The sequence below is a fragment of the Roseateles chitinivorans genome (assembly GCF_050632235.1).
GTDB classification, from domain to species: Bacteria; Pseudomonadota; Gammaproteobacteria; order Burkholderiales; family Burkholderiaceae_C; genus Roseateles; species Roseateles chitinivorans_A.
Genome location: NZ_CP192584.1, coordinates 4,856,251 through 4,877,300, shown reverse-complemented (window position 1 = coordinate 4,877,300; position 21,050 = coordinate 4,856,251). Strand labels below are relative to the sequence as shown.

Below are 21,050 nucleotides of genomic sequence, written 5' to 3'. Positions count from 1 at the left end.
TGAAGGGATGCTCCGCATTGGATAGCGCCGCCTTGTCGGCGGCTTATCGTCTTTGTGTCAGGGCTGACAAGCAGGCGCTCAGTGCTGCACCTTCACCATGCCGGCGTAGACACCGCCCTGGGCCACGAGTTCGTCGTGATCGCCGGATTCGACGACCTGGCCGTCGGCCATGACCTGGATGCAGTCCGCGCGGCGGATCGTCGACAGGCGGTGCGCAATGACGATCAGCGTCTTGCGACCCTGCCATTGCTCCAGCGCCTGCTGCACGGCACGCTCGCTCTCGGTGTCCAGCGCCGAGGTCGCCTCGTCGAAGATCCACACCGGCGCGTCCTTGTACAGCGCGCGCGCGATCGCCAGCCGCTGGCGCTGGCCGCCGGACAGCTTGCTGCCGTTGGCCCCGACCGTCGTGTCCAGCCCCTCGGGCAGTCCCTGCGCGAAGTCCCACAAGGCCGCGGCGCGCAGCGCCTGCTCGAGCTTGGCGTCGTCGCGTTCCTGTCCGTAGGCGATGTTGTCCGCGACCGAGGCATCGAACAGCACGATGTCCTGCGACACGACCGCGAACTGGCGCCGCAGGTTGGCCTTGGTCAGTTCGTCGATGGCGACGCCGTCCAGCAGGATGCGGCCGCTGTCCGGGCGCTCGAAGCCCAGCAGCAGGTTGACCACCGAGCTCTTGCCCGCGCCCGAGCTGCCCACCAGCGCCGTTGTCTTGCCGGCCGGGATGTGCAGGTTCAGCGCGGCGAGCGCGTCGCGGTTCGCGCCGGGGTAGCGCAGGGTGACCTGCTGCAGCGCGATGTCGCCGCGCACGTCGGTGAGCTCGCGCGTGCCGGTGTCGGGCTCGGCCGGCGTGTCCAGCAGGCCGATGCAGCCGCGCGCGACCACCAGCGCGTTGGTGATGGGCTGCATCACGTCGCTCAGGTGCCGCAGTCGCGAGCTCATGAACAGCAGCGCCGCGACGAACGAGGCGAACTCACCCACGCCGGTGCCGTTCACCCGCGACTGGTACAGCGCCAGGCTGACGATGATCGAGATCCCAACGCTGGCCATCAGCTGGGACAGCGGCTGCGCCATCGCGTTGGAGGCCGCCGTCTTGAGCATGCTGCGCTGCACCTCCCGGGCGCGCTCGGCGAAGCGGCGCGTCTCGTAGCCGGCCGCGTCGAAGCTGCGCACGACGCGCCAGGCGCGGGTGACATCCTCGATCACCGAGACCAGGCGCAGTTGCGCGTCGTAGGCCCACGTGCCCATGCGCCGCACCCGCTTGTTGACCTTGCGCACGACGAAGGCCAGTCCGGGCACCGTGATCAGCGACAGCAGCGTCAGCTTCCAGTTCAGCACGAACAGGTAGCCCATCAGCGCCAGCGCCGGCAGGCCGTCGCGCAGGATCGTCACCAGCGAGCCGGCGATCAGCGTCACGACATGCTGCGGGTCGTTGACGACCTTGGTCACCGCCGTGGCGGGCTGCAGGCTCGTGTAGACCCGCGCGTCGGCGCGCAGCAGGACCTGCAGCAGCGCCGTGCGGATGTCCATCACCGTGCGCGAGATCGTCCAGTTCAGCATGTACTGGCCGCAGAAGGTGAACAGGCCGCGGATGGCGAACAGCCCGATCAACACGATCGGCACCATCCAGATCGGGAAGCTGTAGTCCAGGTTGATCGAGGCCATCGACGGCGCGGCGGCCGAAGCCGCCGGCGTGACTGCCGCGGCCGATGTTGCCGGCGCGACCGCCGCCGCCGACACGGCCGATGCCGCCGGCGCGGTACCGGGCAGTCCGATCACCGACGTGGTGGCCGGCTTGGCGTTGAAACCCTCGCCGAGCGCATAACCCAGCAGTTTCGGGATCAGCGGTTCGGTCGCCGCCACCAGCACGAAGGAGATCACCGACAGCAGCAGCCCCCAGCGATGCGGCTTCATGAAACGCCACAGGCGGCTCGCGGTCGGGGCGAGCGAATCGTTGTCTTTGGCGGAGGTTGGGTCGGTCATGGCGCAGGTCGGCGCCGGACGCGATGCGCCGGCCCCGGCCAGGGGATCGATGGGAAGAACCGGCGATTGTGCCGGAGTCGCGGATCAACTCGATTCATCGAGCCAGCCGGCGACGACGCGCGCGACGCGGCGTTTCCAGCGGATCCACTTGCCGGGCGTCTCGCGCTGCACGAAGGTGCGGTGATACCAAGGGCTCGTCCGCAGTCCGGGGGCCTCGCTGGCGATCAGATCCATGCTGGCCTGGCGCAGGATCTGGCGCTCCTGCCACGCGGTGCGGCCGCTCCTGTAGACCTTCTCCCCGCTGGTCACCGGGCGGCGGTGGCTGGCCATCACCGCGTCCAGCAGCGCCGTGCGTGTCTGACCGCGCAGCTGCTGCAGCGTGGGGATCAGGAAGCGGTCCAGCCCCCAGGACGAGATGTTGTCCTGGTAATGCGCCCGCGCCGCCATGAAGAGGTCGCCGCGATAGAAGGGCATCATGACCTCGACCCAGTCATGCTCGCGGTAGATGCGGTTGGGCTGGTGCCGCATCCACTGATGCGAGTACGGGCTGTCGTGGCTCAGCGACGGCGAGAAGACGTCGAGGCGCTCGGTCCGTCCCAGGTGCAGCGCGGTGTTGATCTGGCTGACGGAGAGCAGGATGTCGTCGTCGATCAGGCTGACGTATTCGGGCCATGGACCGGTCGACGCGTCCTCGGCCGTGGCAGCGAGGTGGTCGGACAGGTGCCTGTAGATCTCGCCTTTGCATTCGGTCTTCGCCGCGAGCACGGTCGCCGGCTGGCCACGCAGCGTGCGAGCGCCGGCCGCCTGGCGGCCGGTGTAGTCGAACAGGACCCAATCGAACTCAGGGGCGGCGTCCAGGTGCACCAGGCTCAGCGGCGGGCTGGTGCCGTCCCAGGACACCAGCACGACGGGTCGCCGGATCGCGGGAGGCGTCCGGTCTTCGGAGTAAACGCTCATCCCGCCATTATGTTGGCGGCGTCTCCAGCAATTCCTGCGCCGTCTTCAGCGCGGCCGCGACGATCTGGTCCATGTTGTAGTAGCGGTACTGCGCCAGGCGTCCGACGAAGGTCACGCCCTCGGCCTGCTCGCCCATCTCGGCGTACTTCTTGAAGAGCGCCTCGTTCTCGGGCCGCGGCACCGGGTAGTACGGATCGCCTTCGGCCTGCGGGTACTCGCGCACGATGGACGTGCCGGCATGCGTCTCGCCGGTCAGGTGCTTGAACTCGGTGATCCGGGTGTACTCGTGGTCGTTCGGGTAGTTGACCGTGCCGACCGGCTGGACCTGCGCGGTTTCAGGCAGGTGCTCGTGGTCGAAGCGCAGGCTGCGGTAGGGCAGGGCGCCGTGGCAGTGGTCGAAGTAGGCGTCGATCGGGCCGGTGTAGATGACGTGCGCGCCGGGGAAATCGCCGCGCACCTCCTGGAAGTCCACGCCGGTGCGCACCGTGATGTTCGGATGGTCCAGCAGGCGCTGGAACATCGCCGTGTAGCCGTCCGCCGGCATGAACTGGAAGGTGTCGCCGAAGTAGCGGTCGTCGTCGTTGCTGCGTGTCGGGATGCGCGCGGCCACGCCGGCCGACAGCTGCGACAGGTCCAGCCCCCACTGCTTCTTCGTGTAGCCGCGGAAGAACTTGTCGCACAGGTCGCGGCCGACGCTGTTCAGCACCACGTCCTCGCTGGTCTGGATCGGATCGCGGGGCTCGCGCACCGTCTCGAGGTAGCCCTGCACCTCGTCCTCGGTCAGCGACAGCCCGTAGAGCGTGTTGATCGTGGTGCGGTTGATGGGGATGGGCACCAGTTGCTCGCCGACCTTGGCCAGCACGCGATGCTCGTAGAAGCGCCAGGTGGTGAAGCGCGAGAGGTACTCGAAGACCTTCTTCGAGTTGGTGTGGAAGATGTGCGGTCCATACGGATGGATCAGCACGCCGTGGGCGTCGCGCTCGTCGTAGGCGTTGCCGCCGATGTGCGGCCGCTTGTCGATCAGGACCACGGTCTTGCCGGCGTCGGCCAGTTCGCGGGCGCAGGCGGAGCCGGCATAACCGGCGCCGACGATCAGGTAGTCAGTCTTCATGGTGCGGGCCCGCCCGGGCCGTCTCCTGTCCTTGTTGCCCGCGATTGTGATCGCCGGCGTTCCGCGGGATCCCCCGGAACAACCCAGATTTACCGGGCCTTCTCGGGAGCGCCGCGCCGTGTACGAACCGTATCCGGCGAGCGGCCGTACCGCGCCGGTAACCGAACGTGCCCCGCATACACTGCCGCGATGTCTGAGATTTCCCCGAGCGCTTCGCCGGCGTCTGCGCGCCGTCGCGTGCTGCACTTCGTGACCGGCGGCTTCTCCGGCGCCACGCAGGTGGCGGTCGACCTGTGCCTGGCACAGCTGAAAAGCGAGCGCATCGCCCCCATCCTGGTCCTGCGCCGCAAGATGCGCACCGAGAACGCCACCAAGCTGGCCCGCATCCAGGCGCTGCGCGAGCAGGGCCTGCCGGTCTATGTGGTGCCCGGCTGGGCGCATCTGGCGACGATCTGGGCGCTGCGCCGCCTCTGCGGGCAGTTGCGCCCCGACGTGATGATGGCGCACGGTTTCCCGGAACACCTGCTCGGCCGTCGCGCCGGGCGCCTGGCCGGCGTGCCGGTGCTGGTGCAGGTGGAGCACAACTCGCGCGAGCGCTACACGCGCTGCAAGCGCGCGCAGGCGCGCCGGTTGAGCGAGGTCAGCGCGCGGCTGGTCGGCGTGTCCGAGGGTGTTCGCAGACGGCTCGTCGACCTGGGCATGCCCGAGGAGAAGACGACGGCGATCCCGAACGGGATCCGGCTGGAGCGCTTCGCCGCCGCTGACGACCGTCCGGCCGCGGGGCGGGAGCCGGGCATCGTGATGTCGGCGCGCTTCGCGCGGCAGAAGGATCCCCAGACGCTGATCCGCGCGCTGGCGCTGCTGCGCGAGCGCGGGCTGCGGCCGGTGCTGCACCTGGCCGGCGGCGGCAAGGAGGCCTACCGGCGCGCCACCGAAGGCCTGACCCGCCAGCTGGGCCTGGACGGGCAGGTGCGTTTCCTGGGCCATCACGGCGACATCCCGGGCCTGCTGATGAGTCAGCAGATTTTCGTCCTGTCCACGCATTGGGAAGGGATGCCCCTGGCGCTGCTGGAGGCGATGGCGGCGGGATGCGCCTGCGTGGCGTCGCTGGTGCCCGGCGTCGAGGGCGTGATCGAGGATGGCCGCACCGGGTTGATGGTGCCGGAGGCCGACCCGGCAGCGCTGGCGCAGGCCCTGGAACGGCTGCTGCGCGATCCGGCGCTGGTGGGCCGGCTGGGCGAAGCGGCGCGCGCCCGCGCGATCGAGGAGCACGGCGTCGACCTCATGATGCGGCGCTACGAGGACATGCTGATGGCGCTGTGACGCCCCGACGCCCCGACGGCGGGGCGCCCGTCGGCGGCCCTCAGGCCGCGGCGGCGCGGTGCTGGTCTTCGGCCCGGCGCAGCCAGTAGCGCAGGCGCATCGCGCGGACGTACCAGCCCCGGCGCTTGTAGGCACGATCGAGCTCGCGCAGCGGGATCGGCGACGCTTCCTCGAAGGCCTGCCTGAACATCGCCACCATGCCGGCGCAGCCGTCGGGCAGCGCCTTGTCGACCATGCGCGAGGCGCCGATGAAGTTGCGCGCCGCGAAGTGCGCCCAGGCGAAGCGCGCGGCATCGTCCAGCGGCGCGCCTGCGGCCGCGTCGCGCAGGTTCGCGAGCGCATGGGCCAGGTGTTCCGCCTTGGTCGTGTTGGGCGTGCTCAGGATCGAACCGGCCCGTTGGCGATAGGCCACCCAGACTTCCGGCTCGTACCATGCGCTCTCGGCGAGCAGCGCGAGCAGGGGCGTGGTCGCCATGTCCTCGAAATACCGGCCGACCGGGAAGCGCACCTGCTCGCCCCAGACGCTGCGTCGCGCGATCTTGGACCAGCTGTGCATCTGGCCTGCCTCGAACAGGCCTTGCATCAGCCGCGACGGATCGCGCATCAGCTGGCGTTCCGGACCCGCGAAGGTGTGCCGGTGCAGTTCGCCGCGCAGCCGGTGCTTGAGCTTCATGCGCTCGCGCAGCATGAAGAAGTCGCACAGCACCAGCGCCGGGGCGTGGCCCTGGATCACCTGGCGCAATCTCGGGATCGCGCCCGGCATCAGGTAGTCGTCGGAGTCGAGGAACCAGACGTACTCGCCGCGCGCGGCCTGCAGCATCGTGTTGCGCGCGCCGGAGAGCCCCTGGTTCTGCGCGTGGAACAGGCCCTGCACCGTCACCGGACCGCCGGCGTGCTCGGCGACCAGCGTGCGCACGAGTTCGTCGGAGCCGTCGGTGGAGCAGTCGTCCACCATCAGCACCTCGACGCCGGCATCCGCCTGCGCGAGGACCGAGTCCAGGCATTCGCGCAGGTAGGCCTTGACGTTGTGCACGGGGATCAGGACCGACAGCCAGAAGGCGTCCGCGCTGGGCGGCGGTACCTGAAGATGGGGCGCAAGGGAGGCGCTCATCGTACTTCGCTCACTCGTGCCAGTGGTCCGCGATCCAGGCCGCGGGCTTGGGCCGGCGCCAGTTGCCGTTGCTGCGGCCGGCCAGCGCGTCGGGCGGGTTCATCACGCCGTGGAAGATCAGGATCCGCGCGCCGTCGGGGATGAAGGGCGCCTGGAAGTAGTTCATCGGCCAGCGCGGGATGCTGTGGTACTTGAAGCTCGCGCACCAGCGGTCGTCCCAGTATTTCAGCAGGCCCTTGCGGTGCATCTCGTCGGACAGGTAGGCCTGCTCGTTGCGGAACTGCTGGCGGATCGCGTCGAACTCGCGCCGGAACTTGACCAGCACCTCGGGATGCGCGCCCAGCGTGAAGCGGTAGACCGAGGAGTTGCCGGTGATGCGCCAGGGGCGCTTCCAGTCGTGGATGATGAGGAACTCGCCGGGTTCCTCGAAGAAGGGCGTGATGTCGTCGACGATCACGACGTCGAGGTCCAGGAACAGGGCCGTGCCGCGCAGGCCGTACTTCTGCACCAGGTCGTCGCTGAAGGTCGTCAGCTTGGTCCAGCCGCGTTCCGGGCTGCCGGGCGGCAGGTCCAGCGGCGGGATCGGCAGGCACTCGACCTCGGCCCGCACGCCCTCGCCGCGATCGGTCAGGCAGACGAAGCGGAAGTCGCCGCGCAGATGCCGGCGCACCATCGCATAGAGGCGGTTGACGTATTCGGGACCGTACTTCGTGCCCCACTTCATGCAGAGGATGACGCGGCCGGTGGACGCGGGGTCAGTCGTTGCCGGCGTGCCGGTCGTCGTGGCGGCAGCCGGGCCTGGGGCGGCGCTCATCGGAGTGTTCATCGGCGGTCAGAGCTCTTCGACGTGGCGGGGCGGGTAGCTGTCCCAGCTGAGGCAGCCCGGGCATTGCCAGAAGTAGTGTTGCGACTCGAAGCCGCAGGCGGCGCAGCGATAGCGCTGCAGCGGCCGCACGGCGCGCTGCAGCGCGGTGCCGACCAGTTGGGCCTCGTCCTCGTTGAGCGGCTGCTGGCGCGCCTGGCTCTGCTGCAGCAGCTGCGTCGCGGCCGACAGGGCCGGCTCGACGCGCAGGTGCTCGGTCAGACGGCGGCGCTGCGCGTCGGGCGCGGGCTCCAGCTGCGCGATGGCCTGCAGCAGGGCCATGCTCGGATGCCGGCGGTACTGGGCTTCGATCAGCGCCAGTGCCTGAGGCGCGGTGCCGGTGGCCTGCGCGGCCTGCGCGTAATCGCGCGCGACGAGGTTGAACGCGTCGGGATTGGTCCGCAGCAGATCGCCGTAGAGGCCCATCGCGCCGGCCTGGTCGCCTTGTCGCGCCAGCATCTGGCCGAGCAGCACGTAGGCCCGCGCCGATTGCGGCGCGCGCGCGCGCCTGGTCCAGCCAGCGCCGCGCCTGCGGCTCGTCCTGGCGGGCTTGCGCCTCGAGCGCCAGTTCGCACCAGTAGTTGGCGATGCGGCTGGCGAAGCTGCCGGTGCCGGTTGCCTCGAGTTGCTCGGAGACCTCCGCCGCCTTGGCCCATTCGCGCGAACGCTCGTACAGCGACAGCAGCGCCAGCGCGGCGTCGTGGTCGAAGGCCGTGCCCTTGAGCGCCTCGTAGGCGGACTCGGCGCGGTCGAACAGCCCGGCCTTGAAGAAGTCCTGCGCCAGCGCGTACTGCGCGCGGTCGCGCTCGGACTTCGGCAGGTCTCCGCGCGACAGCAGGTGCTGATGCACGCGCACGGCGCGCTCGTACTCGCCGCGGCGACGGAACAGGTTGCCGAGCGCGAAGTGCAGCTCGGAGGTGTCGGGATCGGCCTGCACCGCTTCGATGAAGGCGTCGATGGCCTTGTCCTGCTGCTCGTTGAGCAGCAGGTTCAAGCCCTTGAAGTAGGCGCGCGGTGCGTCGCGCTGTTCGCGCTTCCATTGGCGCGCGTCCAGCTTGGAGGCCAGCCAGCCCAGGCCGAAGACCAGGGGCACGCCGATCAGCAGCCAGCTGAGATCAAATTCCATCGGGGATCTTGGGGTCGTTGGCGGTCACGGTCGCCGAGGAAGGCGGGAGGTCGTCCGCCGGAGGGAGCGATCGCGCGGCGGCGCGCTTGTGGCGCCACCAGGCCGGGACCATCGCCAGCACGCCGAAGGCGCAACCCAACCCGAAGGTCAGCAGCACCACGATCACCAGCGGAGAGCGCCAGGACTGGCCGAAGAACCAGTGCACGACGACCTCCTGGCTGTTGTTCAGCGCGAAGGCGAAAAGACAGAAGAACAGGAATGCTCTGAAGAGCCAGACCAGGATTCGCATGGGGGGCAATTCTAGGCGCGTGCGGAGTACGCCATGACGGATGGCAGGGCGTGTTAACCCCTGAATACATTCGGCAACCGACGGGCCCGATGCCTTGACGGAAGGGACCGGATGCGTGGTCGACGCCGACGGCGCGGACGCGGATGGACGAAAAAAGCGCCGCGGATCGCGACGCCTTCTGTCTGGATGTGCGGCCCGTTCAGGCGGCCTGTTGATCGTCGTCCGTGACGGGCAGGTGCGCGTCCACGGCTTCGCGCAGGGCCTTGCCCGGCTTGAAGTGGGGCACCAGCTTCTCGGGGATCAGCACCTGCTCGCCGCTGCGCGGATTGCGGCCCATGCGGGGCGGGCGGCGGTTGATCGAGAAGCTCCCGAAACCGCGGATCTCGATGCGGTGGCCCCGGGCCAGCGCGTCGGACATCGCGTCCAGGATGGTCTTGACCGCGAACTCGGTGTCTCGTTGCGTGAGCTGGCCGAAGCGCTCGGACAAGTGGGCCACCAGGTCGGATCGGGTCATGGTCGTCGGCATCTGAAGAAAAACAGGCTCGCTGCGGAGCGAGCCTGTCGAAGCGCTGGTGCGTCGAATTGGCGTCTGGGAAGGCAGGCTAACTCAGCCCGCCTCCGGCCAGAACAAGGGATTCTCTTGAGACCGGGTGTGACGCTCGCGCGCCACGCCCGGCGGTCAGGAGAATCAGCCGTTGTTCTGGTTGTCCAGCTTGGCGCGCAGCAGGGCGCCCAGGCTGGTCGTGCCGGCGTTTTCACGCTCGTTCGACTGCGACAGACGCTGCATGGCTTGCTGCTCGTCGGCGTTGTCCTTGGCCTTGATCGACAGCTGGATGCTGCGCGACTTGCGGTCGACGTTGACGATCACGGCGGAGACTTCGTCGCCTTCCTTCAGCACGTTGCGGGCGTCTTCCACGCGGTCGCGGCCGATTTCCGAAGCGCGCAGGTAGCCGGTGACTTCCTCGCCCAGGTCGATCTCGGCGCCACGGGCGTCGACGGTCTTGACCTTGCCGGTCACGATCATGCCGCGGTCGTTGACCGAGACGAAGGTCGTGAACGGATCGCCGTCCAGCTGCTTGATGCCCAGCGAGATGCGCTCGCGCTCGACGTCCACGGCCAGAACGATGGCGTCGACTTCCTGGCCCTTCTTGTAGTTGCGGACGGCGGTTTCACCCGGCTCGTTCCACGACAGGTCGGACAGGTGCACCAGGCCGTCGATGCCCTGGGCCAGGCCCACGAACACGCCGAAGTCGGTGATCGACTTGATCGGGCCCTTGACGCGGTCGCCGCGCTTGACGTTCTCGGCGAACTCTTCCCACGGGTTGGCGCGGCACTGCTTCATGCCCAGCGAGATGCGACGCTTGTCTTCGTCGATCTCCAGGACCATGACTTCCACTTCGTCGCCCAGCGAGACGACCTTGGAAGGCGCGACGTTCTTGTTGGTCCAGTCCATTTCGGAGACGTGCACCAGGCCTTCGATGCCGGGTTCGATCTCGACGAACGCGCCGTAGTCGGCGATGTTGGTGACCTTGCCGAACAGGCGGGTGTTGGCCGGGTAGCGGCGCGACACGCCGAACCACGGGTCGTCGCCCAGCTGCTTCAGGCCCAGCGAGACGCGGTTCTTCTCGGCGTCGAACTTCAGGACCTTGGCGGTCAGTTCCTGACCGACCGTCACCACTTCGCTCGGGTGACGGACACGGCGCCAGGCCATGTCGGTGATGTGCAGCAGGCCGTCGATGCCGCCCAGGTCCACGAACGCACCGTATTCGGTGATGTTCTTGACCACGCCGTTGACGATGGCGCCTTCGGTCAGCGTTTCCAGCAGCTTGGCGCGCTCTTCACCCATCGAAGCCTCGACCACCGCGCGACGCGACAGCACAACGTTGTTGCGCTTGCGGTCCAGCTTGATGACCTTGAACTCCATGGTCTTGCCCTCGAACGGGCTCATGTCCTTCACCGGGCGGGTGTCGAGCAGCGAACCGGGCAGGAAGGCGCGGATGCCGTTGACCAGGACGGTCAGGCCGCCCTTGACCTTGCCGGAGACGGTGCCGGTCACGAAATCGCCCGATTCCAGGGCGGTTTCCAGCGACAGCCACGAGGCCAGGCGCTTGGCCTTGTCGCGCGACAGGATGGTGTCGCCGTAGCCGTTCTCGATGGCGTCGATGGCCACCGAGATGAAATCACCGACTTGGACTTCGACTTCGCCCTGGTCGTTCTTGAACTCGTCGACGGGCACGTAGGCTTCGGACTTCAGGCCGGCGTTGACGACCACGAAGTTGTGCTCGATGCGGACGACTTCAGCCGAGATGACCTCGCCGGCGCGCATGTTCGACTTCTGCAGCGATTCCTCGAACAGGGCGGCGAAAGATTCCATTTGGGACATGTGAGATTTCCTTGCCAGGCACAGAGCGTCCGGCGGCCAAAGCGCTGAAGAGCGATTCAGGCAGCCTGATCCGAGAGGTGCGCGGGCATGTGTTGCAAGCGGACTTGCGGGTTAGGTTGTAGAACGCATCACCCCCAGTGGACTGACGTCCGGAGGGAGGGGTGACGCTCCTGTCTTGCGTGAGATCCCGACCGCGAGGGTCAGGCCTTGAACGGACGCTGTTCGCTCCACCAGCTCAGCACCAGGTCACGGGATTCCCCGATGGTCTGCTGCGAGTTGTCCAGCTCGATCGCATCCGCGGCGGCCTGGAGCGGCGACGCGCTGCGACCTTTGTCGCGTGCGTCCCGCGCTTCCAGATCAGCGCGCAAGCCTTCAATATTAGCCGAAATGCCCTTGGAAATCAATTGCTTGTACCGCCGCTCAGCCCGTGTGGCAGCGCTGGCGGTGAGGAAGACCTTCAGCGGCGCGGCGGGGAAGATCGCCGTCCCCATGTCGCGGCCATCGGCCACCAGGCCGGGCAGCCGGCGGAAGTCCAGCTGCAGCTGATGCAGCGCGCGGCGCACCGCCGGATGGGCGCCGACCTGCGAGGCCATCAGGCCGGTCGCTTCCTGGCGCAGGTCGCCGGAGACGTCCTCGTCGTCGAGCATCACGCGGCCGGACTCGAACTTCAGGTCCAGGGTCGGCACCACGGCGGCCACCGCTTCACCGTCACTCAGGTCGATGCCCTTGCGCGAGGCGGCCAGGCCGGTCACGCGGTACAGCGCGCCCGAGTCCAGCACGTCGTAGCCCAGCGCCTGGGCGACCTCGTCCGTCAGCGTGCCCTTGCCGGAGGCGGTCGGACCGTCGATCGTGATGACGGGGATGTCCTCGACATCCGCCTGGACGACGTCGAACAGCGTCTCGAAGTAGTCCGGGAAGGTCTTGGCGACGCATTGCGGATCGAGGATGCGCACCGGCACGGCGGGGCCTTGCCGGTCGTCCTGCAGGCCGTTGAACGCGGCCAGCGAGAAGCACATCGCCACGCGGTGGTCGTCGTAGGTGTGGATGGCGGCCGGCTTCCAGGCCTTCAGCGGATGGACGCGCAGCCAGTCGGGGCCTTCCTCGACCTGTGCGCCGAGCTTGCCGAGTTCCGCCGCCATCGCGGCGATGCGGTCGGTTTCCTTCACGCGCCAGGAGGCGATGTTGCGCAGCGTCGTCGGGCCGTCGGCGTAGAGCGCCATCACGGCCAGCGTCATCGCGGCGTCGGGGATGTGGTTGCAGTCGAGGTCCAGCGCCTTCAGCGGCCAGGCGCCGCGGCGGACCTCGAGCCAGTTCGGACCGATCTCGACGCGCGCGCCCATCGCCTGGGCCGCCTCGACGAAGCGGACGTCGCCCTGCACGGAGGTCGATCCGACGCCTTCGATGCGCACCGGCGCGTCGGTGGCCGCGATCGCGCCGAGCGCGACGAAGTAGGACGCCGACGACGCGTCGCCCTCGACGTGCACCTCGCCCGGCGACCGGTAGCGGCTGCCGGCGGGGATCACGAAGCGCTGCCAGTCGTCGTCGCGACGGACGTTGACGCCGAAGCGTGCCAGCAGTTCCAGCGTGATGTGGACATAGGGCTTGGAGATCAGCTCGCCGGTGACCTCGATGACGACGTCGTTCGTGGCCACCAGGGGCAGCGCCAGCAGCAGGGCGGTGAGGAACTGGCTGGACACGTCGCCGCGCACGCGCACCGGAGCGTCGAGCGTCAGCGAAGCCGGGCCGTTCAGGCGCAGCGGCGGGTAGCCTTCCTGGCCGAGGCAGTCGATCGGGCAGCCCAGCGCGCGCAGCGCATCGACCAGGTCGCCGATCGGGCGCTCATGCATGCGGGGCACGCCGGAGAGTTCGAAGCGGCCGCCTTGCGTCGCGGCCAGCAGCGCCAGTGCCGCCGTCAGCGGGCGCATGGCGGTGCCGGCGTTGCCGAGGAAGAGCTTGGCCTCCTTCGTGCCGAGCCGGCCGCCGATGCCGGTGACCGACAGCACGCCGTCGGCGCCGGTCTCGAGCCGGCAGCCGAGCTCGCGCAGCGCGGCGAGCATGACCTTGGTGTCGTCCGAATCCAGCAGGTCGTGGACGCGGGTGACGCCGTCGGACAGGCCGGCCAGCAGCAGCACGCGGTTGGAGATGCTCTTGGAGCCGGGCAGCGCAACGGTGCCGGCGGCGCCGCGCAGCGGCGGCAGGTCCAGGAAGGGGATCTTGTACATGGCGCGCTCCGGGCACGCGCGAGGTGCCGGCGGGGAAGGGGGAAGGAAAGGACCGGAAGGGGGCGGTCCGAGGTTATTTGGACTTCGACGAGGACGACGGGGCGGGGGCGCCGAGTTGCCACTGCGCGCGGCCCTCGGACGCCTGGCGGATCATCGCCTCCAGCGCGTGGGGGTCGCCCTCGCGGATGGCCTGCTCCATCTGGTCGAGCACCTCGCGGAAGCGCTGCGACTGCGTCAGCAGGTCCTGCTTGTTGGCCATCAGGATGTCGCGCCAGATGGTGGGATCGCTGGCGGCGATGCGGGTGAAGTCGCGGAAGCCCGAGCCGGCCAGGCTCAGGAAATCGCGGCCCGACGGCTGCTTCGCCACCGAGCTGAAGTAGGCGTAGGCCAGCAGATGCGGCAGGTGGCTGACCGCGGCGAAGGCCTCGTCGTGGTGATGCGGCGCCATCTTGAGCACCTGGCAACCCAGCGCCGACCAGAGATCGGTCGCCTTCTGCACCATCTCCGGCTTGGTCTGTTCCAGCGGCGTCAGGATGACCTGGCGGCCCTGGTACAGCGCGGCATCCGCGTGCTGCACGCCGGCGCTCTCCTTGCCGGCGATCGGGTGCGCGGGCACGAAGCTCGAGAACTGCTTGCCGAGCGCGCGCTTGGCCGCGTCGACGACGTCGCTCTTGGTCGAGCCCACGTCCATCAGCAGCACGTCGGCGCGCACCAGGTGGCGGATGGCCTTGAGGGTCGACTCGGTGGCGGCGACCGGCACGGCCACCAGCACGATGTCCGAGCCGGACACGGCCAGCAGCGCCGATTCCGCGGCGATGTCGATCACGCCCATGCGACGGGCGGTCTCGGTCGTCGACGGGCTCTTGCTGTAGCCCACCACCCGGCGCACGAGGCCGGCTTTCTTCATGGCCAGCGCAAACGATCCGCCCATCAGGCCGCAACCGATCACGCCGAGTTGGTTGTACATCGCGAGAAACCTCTTTCGCTCAGGATGTCGGCGTCAGGACTTCAGCGGGTAGGCGCCGATGACCTTGTAGAACGCGCACAGCTCCCGCAATTCCGCCAGCGCGGCCGCGACGTGCGGCTGCGACGGGTGGCCGTCCAGGTCGATGTAGAAGTAGTACTCCCACTGACCGGTGCGGGCCGGGCGCGATTCCAGGCGTGTCATCGACACGCCATGCCTCTTCAAAGGAACCAGCAGATCATGCATCGCGCCGGGGCGGTTCGCCACGGAGACGATGAGGCTGGTGCAGTCCCGCCCCGTGGCCGGGGGTGGCCATGGTCTGCGGCAGGCAGATCACGGCAAAACGGGTCCGGTTGTACGCCTCGTCCTGCACCGCGTGCGCGGTGATGTGCAGGCCGAAGAGCGTCGCCGCGCGTTCGCTGGCGATGGCGGCGTAGGCCGGGTTCTGCGCGGCCAGCCGGGCGCCTTCGGCGTTGCTGGAGACGGCGCGGCGCTCGGCGTTGGGCAGGTGCTTGGACAGCCAGTTCTGGCACTGCGCCAGCGCCTGCGGGTGGGCCAGCACGGCCTCGACGCCCTCGAGCGTGTTCTCCTTGCGCAGCAGGTTGTGGCGGATCAGCAGGCTGACCTCGCCGACGACATGCGTGGGCGTGTGCAGGAACAGGTCGAGCGAACGCGTCACCACGCCCTCGGTCATGTTCTCGACGCCGACCACGCCGTACTGCGCGCTGCCGGAGGCGGTCGCGTGGAAGACCTCGTCGAAGCTGTTGCAGTAGATGAGATCGGCGGCACCGCCGAAGTACTCGATCGCGGCCTGCTCGCAGAAGGTGCCGAACGGGCCCAGCACGGCGACGCGCTGCGGCGATTCGAGCGCCAGGCAGGCGGACATGATCTCGCGCCAGATCGCGGCGACGTGGTCGCCCTTCAGCGGGCCGGGGTTGGCGCCCTTGATCTTGGCGATGACCTGCGCGACGCGGTCGGGCCGGAAGAAGGGCGTGCCGTCGCGGCGCTTGATCTCGCCGACCTGCTCGGCGACGTGGGCGCGCTGGTTCAGCAGCGTCAGCAGCTGCGTGTCGAGCGCGTCGATCTGGTCGCGCAGCGCGAGCAGCTCGGGGTCGGCGACCGGCGCGGGCGGCATCGGGGTGCCGGCCGGATCGATCGGCTCAGGAGAGGTCGGCGTGTCAGCCATGTCGGGTCTCGAAGTCGTGGAGGTGGCTCACCAGGGCTTGTACGCCCTCCAGCGGCATCGCGTTGTAGATCGATGCCCGCATGCCGCCCACCGACTTGTGGCCTTTGAGTTGCAGCAGTCCGCGTTCCCTGGCACCGGCCAGGAAGGCGTCGTTCAGACGCTCGTCGCGGAGGAAGAACGGGACGTTCATCCGCGAGCGGCAATGCGCCGCCACGCGGTTTTCATAGAGGGACGAGCCGTCCAGCGCCTGATAGAGCAGGGCGGCCTTGTCGATGTTGCGCTGCTCGATCGCCGCGAGGCCGGTCCTGCCGGCGTACTCGAAACGCTTGAGCCACTGGAAGACCAGGCCGGCCACGTAGATGCCGAAGGTCGGCGGCGTGTTGTACATCGACTGCGCCTCGGCCACGATCTTGTAGTCGAAGGCGGACGGGCAGATCGGGAGCGCATGGCCCAGCAGGTCCTCGCGGACGATGACCAGCGTCAGGCCGGCCGGGCCGATGTTCTTCTGCGCGCCGGCGAAGGCGATGCCGACCTTGGACCAGTCGACCGCGCGCGAGGCCACGTGCGACGAGAAGTCGATCGCCAGCGGTGCATCGATGCCCAGCGCCTTCAGGTCGGGCAGGGTCTGGAACTCGACGCCGTCGATCGTCTCATTGCTGCAGACGTGCACGTAGGCGGCGTCCTTGCGCAGTTGCCAGGTCGACGGATCGGGGATGTCGAGGTAGCGGCCATCGGCGCCTGCCTGCTCACCCGCGTTGGCGGCGATGCGCACGTCGGCATAGCGCTGGGCTTCGCCCGCGCTCTTCTTCGACCATGAGCCGGTGACGACCACGTCGACGGCGCCGCCGCGCGACAGGTTCAACGGGAGGATGGCGTTCTCGCCCAGTCCACCGCCCTGCATGAACAGGATGCGGAAGTTCGCCGGCACCTGCAGCAGGTCGCGCAGGTCGGCCTCGGCGGCTTCATAGATCGAGATGAATTCGCGGCCGCGATGGCTCATCTCCATGACGCTCATGCCGGAGCCGTGCCAGTCGAGCATCTCCTCCGCGACCAGGCTCAGGACCTCGGGGGGAGGGCGGCGGGACCGGCGGAGAAGTTGAACGGGCGGACAGCTTGCATGGAGGTGCGGAGGCGGGGCGCGAATGGAAGGGGCGACGACAGCGTGATGAGGGCGCGGTCAACACGCGATGAGGTCGCGGTGAACGCGCGCCGCAGCGCGACAGGGCGGAACGGCGGGGACGAGGAGCCCCCGCCGGACCGCCGGGGGACTTACTTCTTCGGCGTCGGCGCGGTCGCCGGCTTGTTGGTGTTCAGCTTCGGTGCCGAGGCGGAACCCGACGGCGCCGGGCCGGCTTCCAGGCCGAGCTGCTTGGCGATGTTCTGCTGCAGCGCGGTGAACTTCTCGTCGAGCTGCTTGCCGTTGTCGTCGATCAGCTTCTTCGTGTAGAGGCTCTGCAGTTCCTGCGAGGACTCGGCGAACTTCTTGCTCACCGGCGACTCGAGCCAGGCCAGCAGCTGCTTGAGCTCGTCCTCGGTGAACTTCTCGTCCAGCGCCACGCCCATCGTCGACGGGGCCAGCTTCGTGCCCTTGTCGACCAGCGGCTTGGCGTTGTCCTCGAGGAACTTGCGCAGGTCGGCGTCGATCTGCTTGGCGGTGGCCTCGCGCTTGGCTTCCGGCACGTTGCGCAGCGCCGGGGCGGCCTTGGCGGCCAGCTCGTTGACCGGGCGGCTCAGCACGCCCATGGTCAGCGCCTCGATCGCGGGCTGCTGGATCTTCAGGATCTTCGCGATGACATCCTTCTTGGACTGCGGGCTGTCAGCCTTCTGCGCGAAGACGACGGGGCTCGCCAGCAGCGAGGCGGCGATGGCGCCGGCTTGGATGGACTTCAGCAACAAGGTCATTCCTTCACGTCGGGGGTGGAGTCACCGGCGGCGCCCGTGGCGTCTCCGGCATCGGAACCGTCGGCGCCGGTGGCGTCCGCATCGGTCGATTCTGTCGATTCATTCGCGTCGTTCTCGACGATGCGCTGCAGGCCCGAGAGCTTCGCGCCCTCGTCCAGCGAGATCAGCGTCACGCCCTGCGTGGCGCGACCCAGTTCGCGGATCTCGGCAACCCGCGTGCGCACCAGCACGCCGGTGTCCGTGATCAGCATGATCTCGTCCTCGGGGCGGACCAGCGTCGCGGCCACGACCTTGCCGTTGCGCTCGCTCTGCTGGATGGCGATCATGCCCTTCGTGCCGCGGCCGTGACGCGTGTATTCCGCGATGTTGGTGCGCTTGCCATACCCGTTCTCGGTGGCGGTCAGCACGCTCTGGGTCTCGTCCTCGGCCACCAGCATCGCGATCAGGCGCTGGTCGGGCTCGAGCATCATGCCGCGCACGCCGCGGGCCTGGCGGCCCATCGGGCGGACGTCGTCCTCGTCGAAGCGCACCGCCTTGCCGCCGTCGGAGAACAGCATCACGTCATGCTGGCCGTCGGTCAGCGCGGCGCCGATCAGGTAGTCGCCCTCGTCCAGGTCGACGGAGATGATGCCGGCCTTGCGCGGGTTGCTGAAGTCCTTCAGCGAGGTCTTCTTGACCGTGCCCAGCGCGGTGGCGAAGAAGATGAAGTGGTCTTCCGGGAAGGTGCGGAACTCGCCGGTCAGCGGCAGGATGACGTTGATCTTCTCTTCCGGCTGGAGCGGGAACATGTTGACGATCGGCTTGCCGCGCGCATTGCGCGAGCCTTGCGGCACTTCCCAGACCTTGAGCCAGTACACGCGGCCGCGGTTGCTGAAGCACAGCATCCAGTCGTGCGTGTTGGCGATGAAGAGCTGGTCGATCCAGTCGTCGTCCTTGGTGGCGGTGGCCTGCTTGCCGCGGCCGCCGCGGCGCTGCGCGCGGTACTCGCTGAGCGCCTGGCTCTTGATGTAGCCGGTGTGCGAGAGCGTCACCACCATGTCGGTCGGCGTGATCAGGTCCTCGGTGCCGAGTTCCTGGGCGTTGTGCTCGATCACGCTGCGGCGCGCGCCCAGCTTGGTCTGGCCGAATTCCTGGCGGACCGAGGTCAGTTCGTCGCCGATGATGGTCGTCACGCGGGCCGGCGTGGCCAGGATGTCGAGCAGGTCGGCGATCTGGGCCATCACGTCGCGGTACTCGCCGACGATCTTGTCCTGCTCCAGCCCGGTCAGGCGTTGCAGGCGCATCTGCAGGATCTCGCCGGCCTGGTCGTCGGACAGCTTGTACAGGCCGTCGTCCTGCATGCCGTACTGCGCGGGCAGGCCTTCCGGACGGTAGGCGTTGCGGCCGCCGGCGGCTTCGGTCTCGGCGCGCGACAGCATCTCGCGCACCAGCGACGAATCCCACGCGCGGGCCATCAGCTCGGCCTTGGCGACCGGCGGGCTGGGGCTGCGCTTGATGATCTCGATGAAGTCGTCGATGTTGGCCAGCGCGACGGCCAGGCCTTCCAGCACGTGGCCGCGCTCGCGGGCCTTGCGCAGCTCGAAGACGGTTCGGCGGGTGACGACCTCGCGGCGGTGCTCCAGGAAGACCGTGATCAGGTCCTTCAGGTTGCACAGCTTGGGCTGACCGTCGATCAGCGCCACCATGTTCATGCCGAAGCTGTCCTGCAGCTGCGTCTGCTTGTACAGGTTGTTCAGGACGACTTCCGGGACCTCGCCGCGCTTGAGCTCGATCACCACGCGCATGCCGTCCTTGTCGGACTCGTCCTGGATGTGGCTGATGCCCTCGATCTTCTTTTCCTGGACCAGCTCGGCGATGCGCTCGAGCAGGGTCTTCTTGTTCACCTGGTAGGGGATCTCGTCGACGATGATCGCCTGGCGCTGGCCGCGGTCGATGTCCTCGAAATGGACCTTCGCGCGCATCACGACCTTGCCGCGGCCGGTGCGGTAGCCCTCGCGCACGCCGCTCAGGCCGTAGATGATCCCGGAGGTCGGGAAGTCCGGCGCCGGGATGATCTCCATCAGCTCGTCGATCGAGCAGTCCGGATTCTTCAGCGCGTGCAGGCAGGCGTCGACCGACTCGTTCAGGTTGTGCGGCGGGATATTCGTCGCCATGCCGACCGCAATACCGGACGAACCGTTGATCAGCAGATTCGGCAGGCGGGCCGGCAATACCAGCGGTTCTTTCTCGCTGCCATCGTAGTTCGGACCGTAATCGACGGTTTCCTTGTCGATATCGGCCAGCATTTCATGGGCGATTTTCGACAGCCGGATTTCGGTGTATCGCATGGCCGCGGCGTTGTCGCCGTCGATCGATCCGAAATTGCCCTGGCCGTCCACCAGCATGTGGCGCAGCGAGAAGTCCTGCGCCAGCCGCACGATGGTGTCGTACACGGCGCTGTCGCCGTGCGGGTGGTATTTACCGATGACGTCGCCGACGATACGGGCCGACTTCTTGTAAGGCCGGTTCCAGTCGTTGTTCAGCTCGTGCATCGCGAACAGCACGCGCCGGTGCACCGGCTTGAGGCCGTCGCGGGCGTCTGGGAGCGCGCGGCCGACGATCACGCTCATCGCGTAATCGAGGTAGGAGCGGCGCATCTCCTCCTCGAGGCTGATCGGCAGGGTTTCCTTGGCGAACTGGGTCATGCGCGTGGGGCGCGCAGGGAAGTGCGCGGCCTCTGGAGAGAACGGAAGACGGTGATTCTAATTGCGCGCGCTTGTCGTGCTTCTGCAACAGCTTCATGAACGGAAGTCGCCACTGCCGTGAGAATGCAGACGTCCTGTTGCCCTATGGCACAATCGGTTCGTCCCTAGGAGAAACCCTTGGTCAGGGAGGCTCCTGTGGTTTTAGTTCCGACATTGGACGTTTCGCAGGGCAACTGCGGCTTTCCTTGAGAGGAGAATCATGAAGAAATTGAACCGCGTGGCAGCGCTCTTCGCTGTCGCCGCCGTCGCCACCTCGGGTGCTATGGCCCAAACCGTGGACAACTGGCGCGCTACGGATGGCACCGTTTGGAAGAACGGTACGAACGAGCTGTGCTGGCGCGATGCTTTCTGGACGCCGGCCACGGCTGCCAAGGACTGCGACGGCGCGCTGAAGCCGGTGGTCGCTCAGGCTCCGGCCGCTGCGCCCGCTCCGGCTCCGGCCGCAGCACCGTCGGCTCCGGCCGTCGTGCCGGTGCCGGTGGCACCGACCAGCGAAAAGGTCACGTACGCCGCTGACGCCTTCTTCGACTTCGACAAGTCGACCCTGAAGCCGGAAGCCAAGGCCAAGCTGGATGACCTGGTCTCCAAGACCGGTGGCATCAACCTGGAAGTGATCATTGCTGTCGGCCACACCGACGGCATCGGCACGGACGCCTACAACCAGAAGCTGTCGGTTCAGCGCGCTGAATCGGTCAAGCAGTACCTGGTGTCCAAGGGTCTGGAAAAGAACCGCGTCTACACCGAAGGCAAGGGCAAGAAGCAGCCCATCGCCGACAACAAGACCGCGGAAGGCCGCGCCAAGAACCGCCGCGTCGAAATCGAAGTGGTCGGTACCCGCGCCGTCAAGTAAGCGACGATGCAACGGCGACTTCGGTCGCCGTTCGATGAACCCC

14 protein-coding genes and 3 pseudogenes are annotated in these 21,050 nt (G+C 68.1%); 2 read left to right on the top strand and 15 right to left on the bottom strand.

Translation table 11 applies throughout. The annotated features are described in order from the left end of the window. Positions 1–78 precede the first annotated feature (78 nt). From ACQ859_RS22275 to glf, 3 genes are all read right to left on the bottom strand, one after another. A complete protein-coding gene (locus ACQ859_RS22275; RefSeq protein ID WP_431262801.1) occupies positions 79–1,977 on the bottom strand; it encodes an ATP-binding cassette domain-containing protein in 1,899 nt (632 codons plus the stop codon). Positions 1,978–2,061: 84 nt separating this feature from the next. Continuing rightward, on the bottom strand, positions 2,062–2,934 hold the full coding sequence (locus tag ACQ859_RS22270; RefSeq protein ID WP_431262800.1) for a hypothetical protein: 873 nt from the start codon (positions 2,932–2,934) through the stop codon (positions 2,062–2,064). 7 nt (positions 2,935–2,941) lie between these two features. After that, complete coding sequence (glf, locus tag ACQ859_RS22265; RefSeq protein ID WP_431262799.1) at positions 2,942–4,045, bottom strand: UDP-galactopyranose mutase; 1,104 nt, start codon at positions 4,043–4,045, stop codon at positions 2,942–2,944. Positions 4,046–4,234: 189 nt separating this feature from the next. On the opposite strand from glf, the gene ACQ859_RS22260 reads away from it, so the two are divergent. Further along, a complete protein-coding gene (locus ACQ859_RS22260) occupies positions 4,235–5,368 on the top strand; it encodes a glycosyltransferase (RefSeq protein WP_431262798.1) in 1,134 nt (377 codons plus the stop codon). A gap of 40 nt (positions 5,369–5,408) precedes the next feature. Here the strand turns inward: ACQ859_RS22260 and ACQ859_RS22255 are convergent, their stop codons facing one another. The 12 genes and pseudogenes from ACQ859_RS22255 to gyrA all read right to left on the bottom strand — a co-directional run bounded on the left by ACQ859_RS22255 (position 5,409) and on the right by gyrA (position 20,097). Next, positions 5,409–6,479: a glycosyltransferase family 2 protein gene (locus ACQ859_RS22255; RefSeq protein WP_431262797.1), complete on the bottom strand. Its 1,071-nt coding sequence runs from the start codon at positions 6,477–6,479 to the stop codon at positions 5,409–5,411. 10 nt (positions 6,480–6,489) lie between these two features. After that, complete coding sequence (locus tag ACQ859_RS22250; RefSeq protein ID WP_431266627.1) at positions 6,490–7,203, bottom strand: glycosyltransferase; 714 nt, start codon at positions 7,201–7,203, stop codon at positions 6,490–6,492. A gap of 108 nt (positions 7,204–7,311) precedes the next feature. Continuing rightward, positions 7,312–8,467: pseudogene (gene lapB / locus ACQ859_RS22245) on the bottom strand (lipopolysaccharide assembly protein LapB). Continuing rightward, entirely contained in the window at positions 8,457–8,756 is a 300-nt protein-coding gene (locus ACQ859_RS22240) for a LapA family protein (protein ID WP_088403851.1), read from the bottom strand. The pseudogene lapB and the gene ACQ859_RS22240 overlap by 11 nt, the downstream one beginning before the upstream one ends. A gap of 199 nt (positions 8,757–8,955) precedes the next feature. Next, positions 8,956–9,270, bottom strand: a complete 315-nt coding sequence (locus ACQ859_RS22235) for an integration host factor subunit beta (protein ID WP_431262796.1) — start codon at positions 9,268–9,270, stop codon at positions 8,956–8,958. A 174-nt stretch (positions 9,271–9,444) separates the two neighbouring features. Beyond that, entirely contained in the window at positions 9,445–11,130 is a 1,686-nt protein-coding gene (rpsA, locus tag ACQ859_RS22230; RefSeq protein WP_431261431.1) for a 30S ribosomal protein S1, read from the bottom strand. Positions 11,131–11,339: 209 nt separating this feature from the next. Next, on the bottom strand, positions 11,340–13,361 hold the full coding sequence (locus ACQ859_RS22225) for a bifunctional 3-phosphoshikimate 1-carboxyvinyltransferase/cytidylate kinase (RefSeq protein ID WP_431262795.1): 2,022 nt from the start codon (positions 13,359–13,361) through the stop codon (positions 11,340–11,342). A 73-nt stretch (positions 13,362–13,434) separates the two neighbouring features. Then, positions 13,435–14,328, bottom strand: a complete 894-nt coding sequence (locus tag ACQ859_RS22220) for a prephenate dehydrogenase (protein WP_431262794.1) — start codon at positions 14,326–14,328, stop codon at positions 13,435–13,437. A gap of 33 nt (positions 14,329–14,361) precedes the next feature. Next, positions 14,362–15,460, bottom strand: a pseudogene (gene pheA, locus ACQ859_RS22215) (prephenate dehydratase). 43 nt (positions 15,461–15,503) lie between these two features. Then, positions 15,504–16,630 (bottom strand): annotated as a pseudogene (gene serC, locus ACQ859_RS22210) (3-phosphoserine/phosphohydroxythreonine transaminase). Between the two features lie 150 nt (positions 16,631–16,780). After that, complete coding sequence (locus ACQ859_RS22205) at positions 16,781–17,404, bottom strand: DUF2059 domain-containing protein (RefSeq protein WP_431262793.1); 624 nt, start codon at positions 17,402–17,404, stop codon at positions 16,781–16,783. A 5-nt stretch (positions 17,405–17,409) separates the two neighbouring features. Continuing rightward, on the bottom strand, positions 17,410–20,097 hold the full coding sequence (gyrA, locus tag ACQ859_RS22200; protein ID WP_431262792.1) for a DNA gyrase subunit A: 2,688 nt from the start codon (positions 20,095–20,097) through the stop codon (positions 17,410–17,412). Positions 20,098–20,356: 259 nt separating this feature from the next. Between gyrA and ompA the strand changes: the two genes are divergently transcribed. Next, positions 20,357–21,007 carry an outer membrane protein OmpA gene (gene ompA, locus ACQ859_RS22195; protein ID WP_431256469.1) on the top strand — a complete coding sequence of 217 codons (651 nt, stop codon included), beginning with the start codon at positions 20,357–20,359 and terminating at the stop codon, positions 21,005–21,007. The last annotated feature ends 43 nt before the right edge of the window (positions 21,008–21,050 follow it).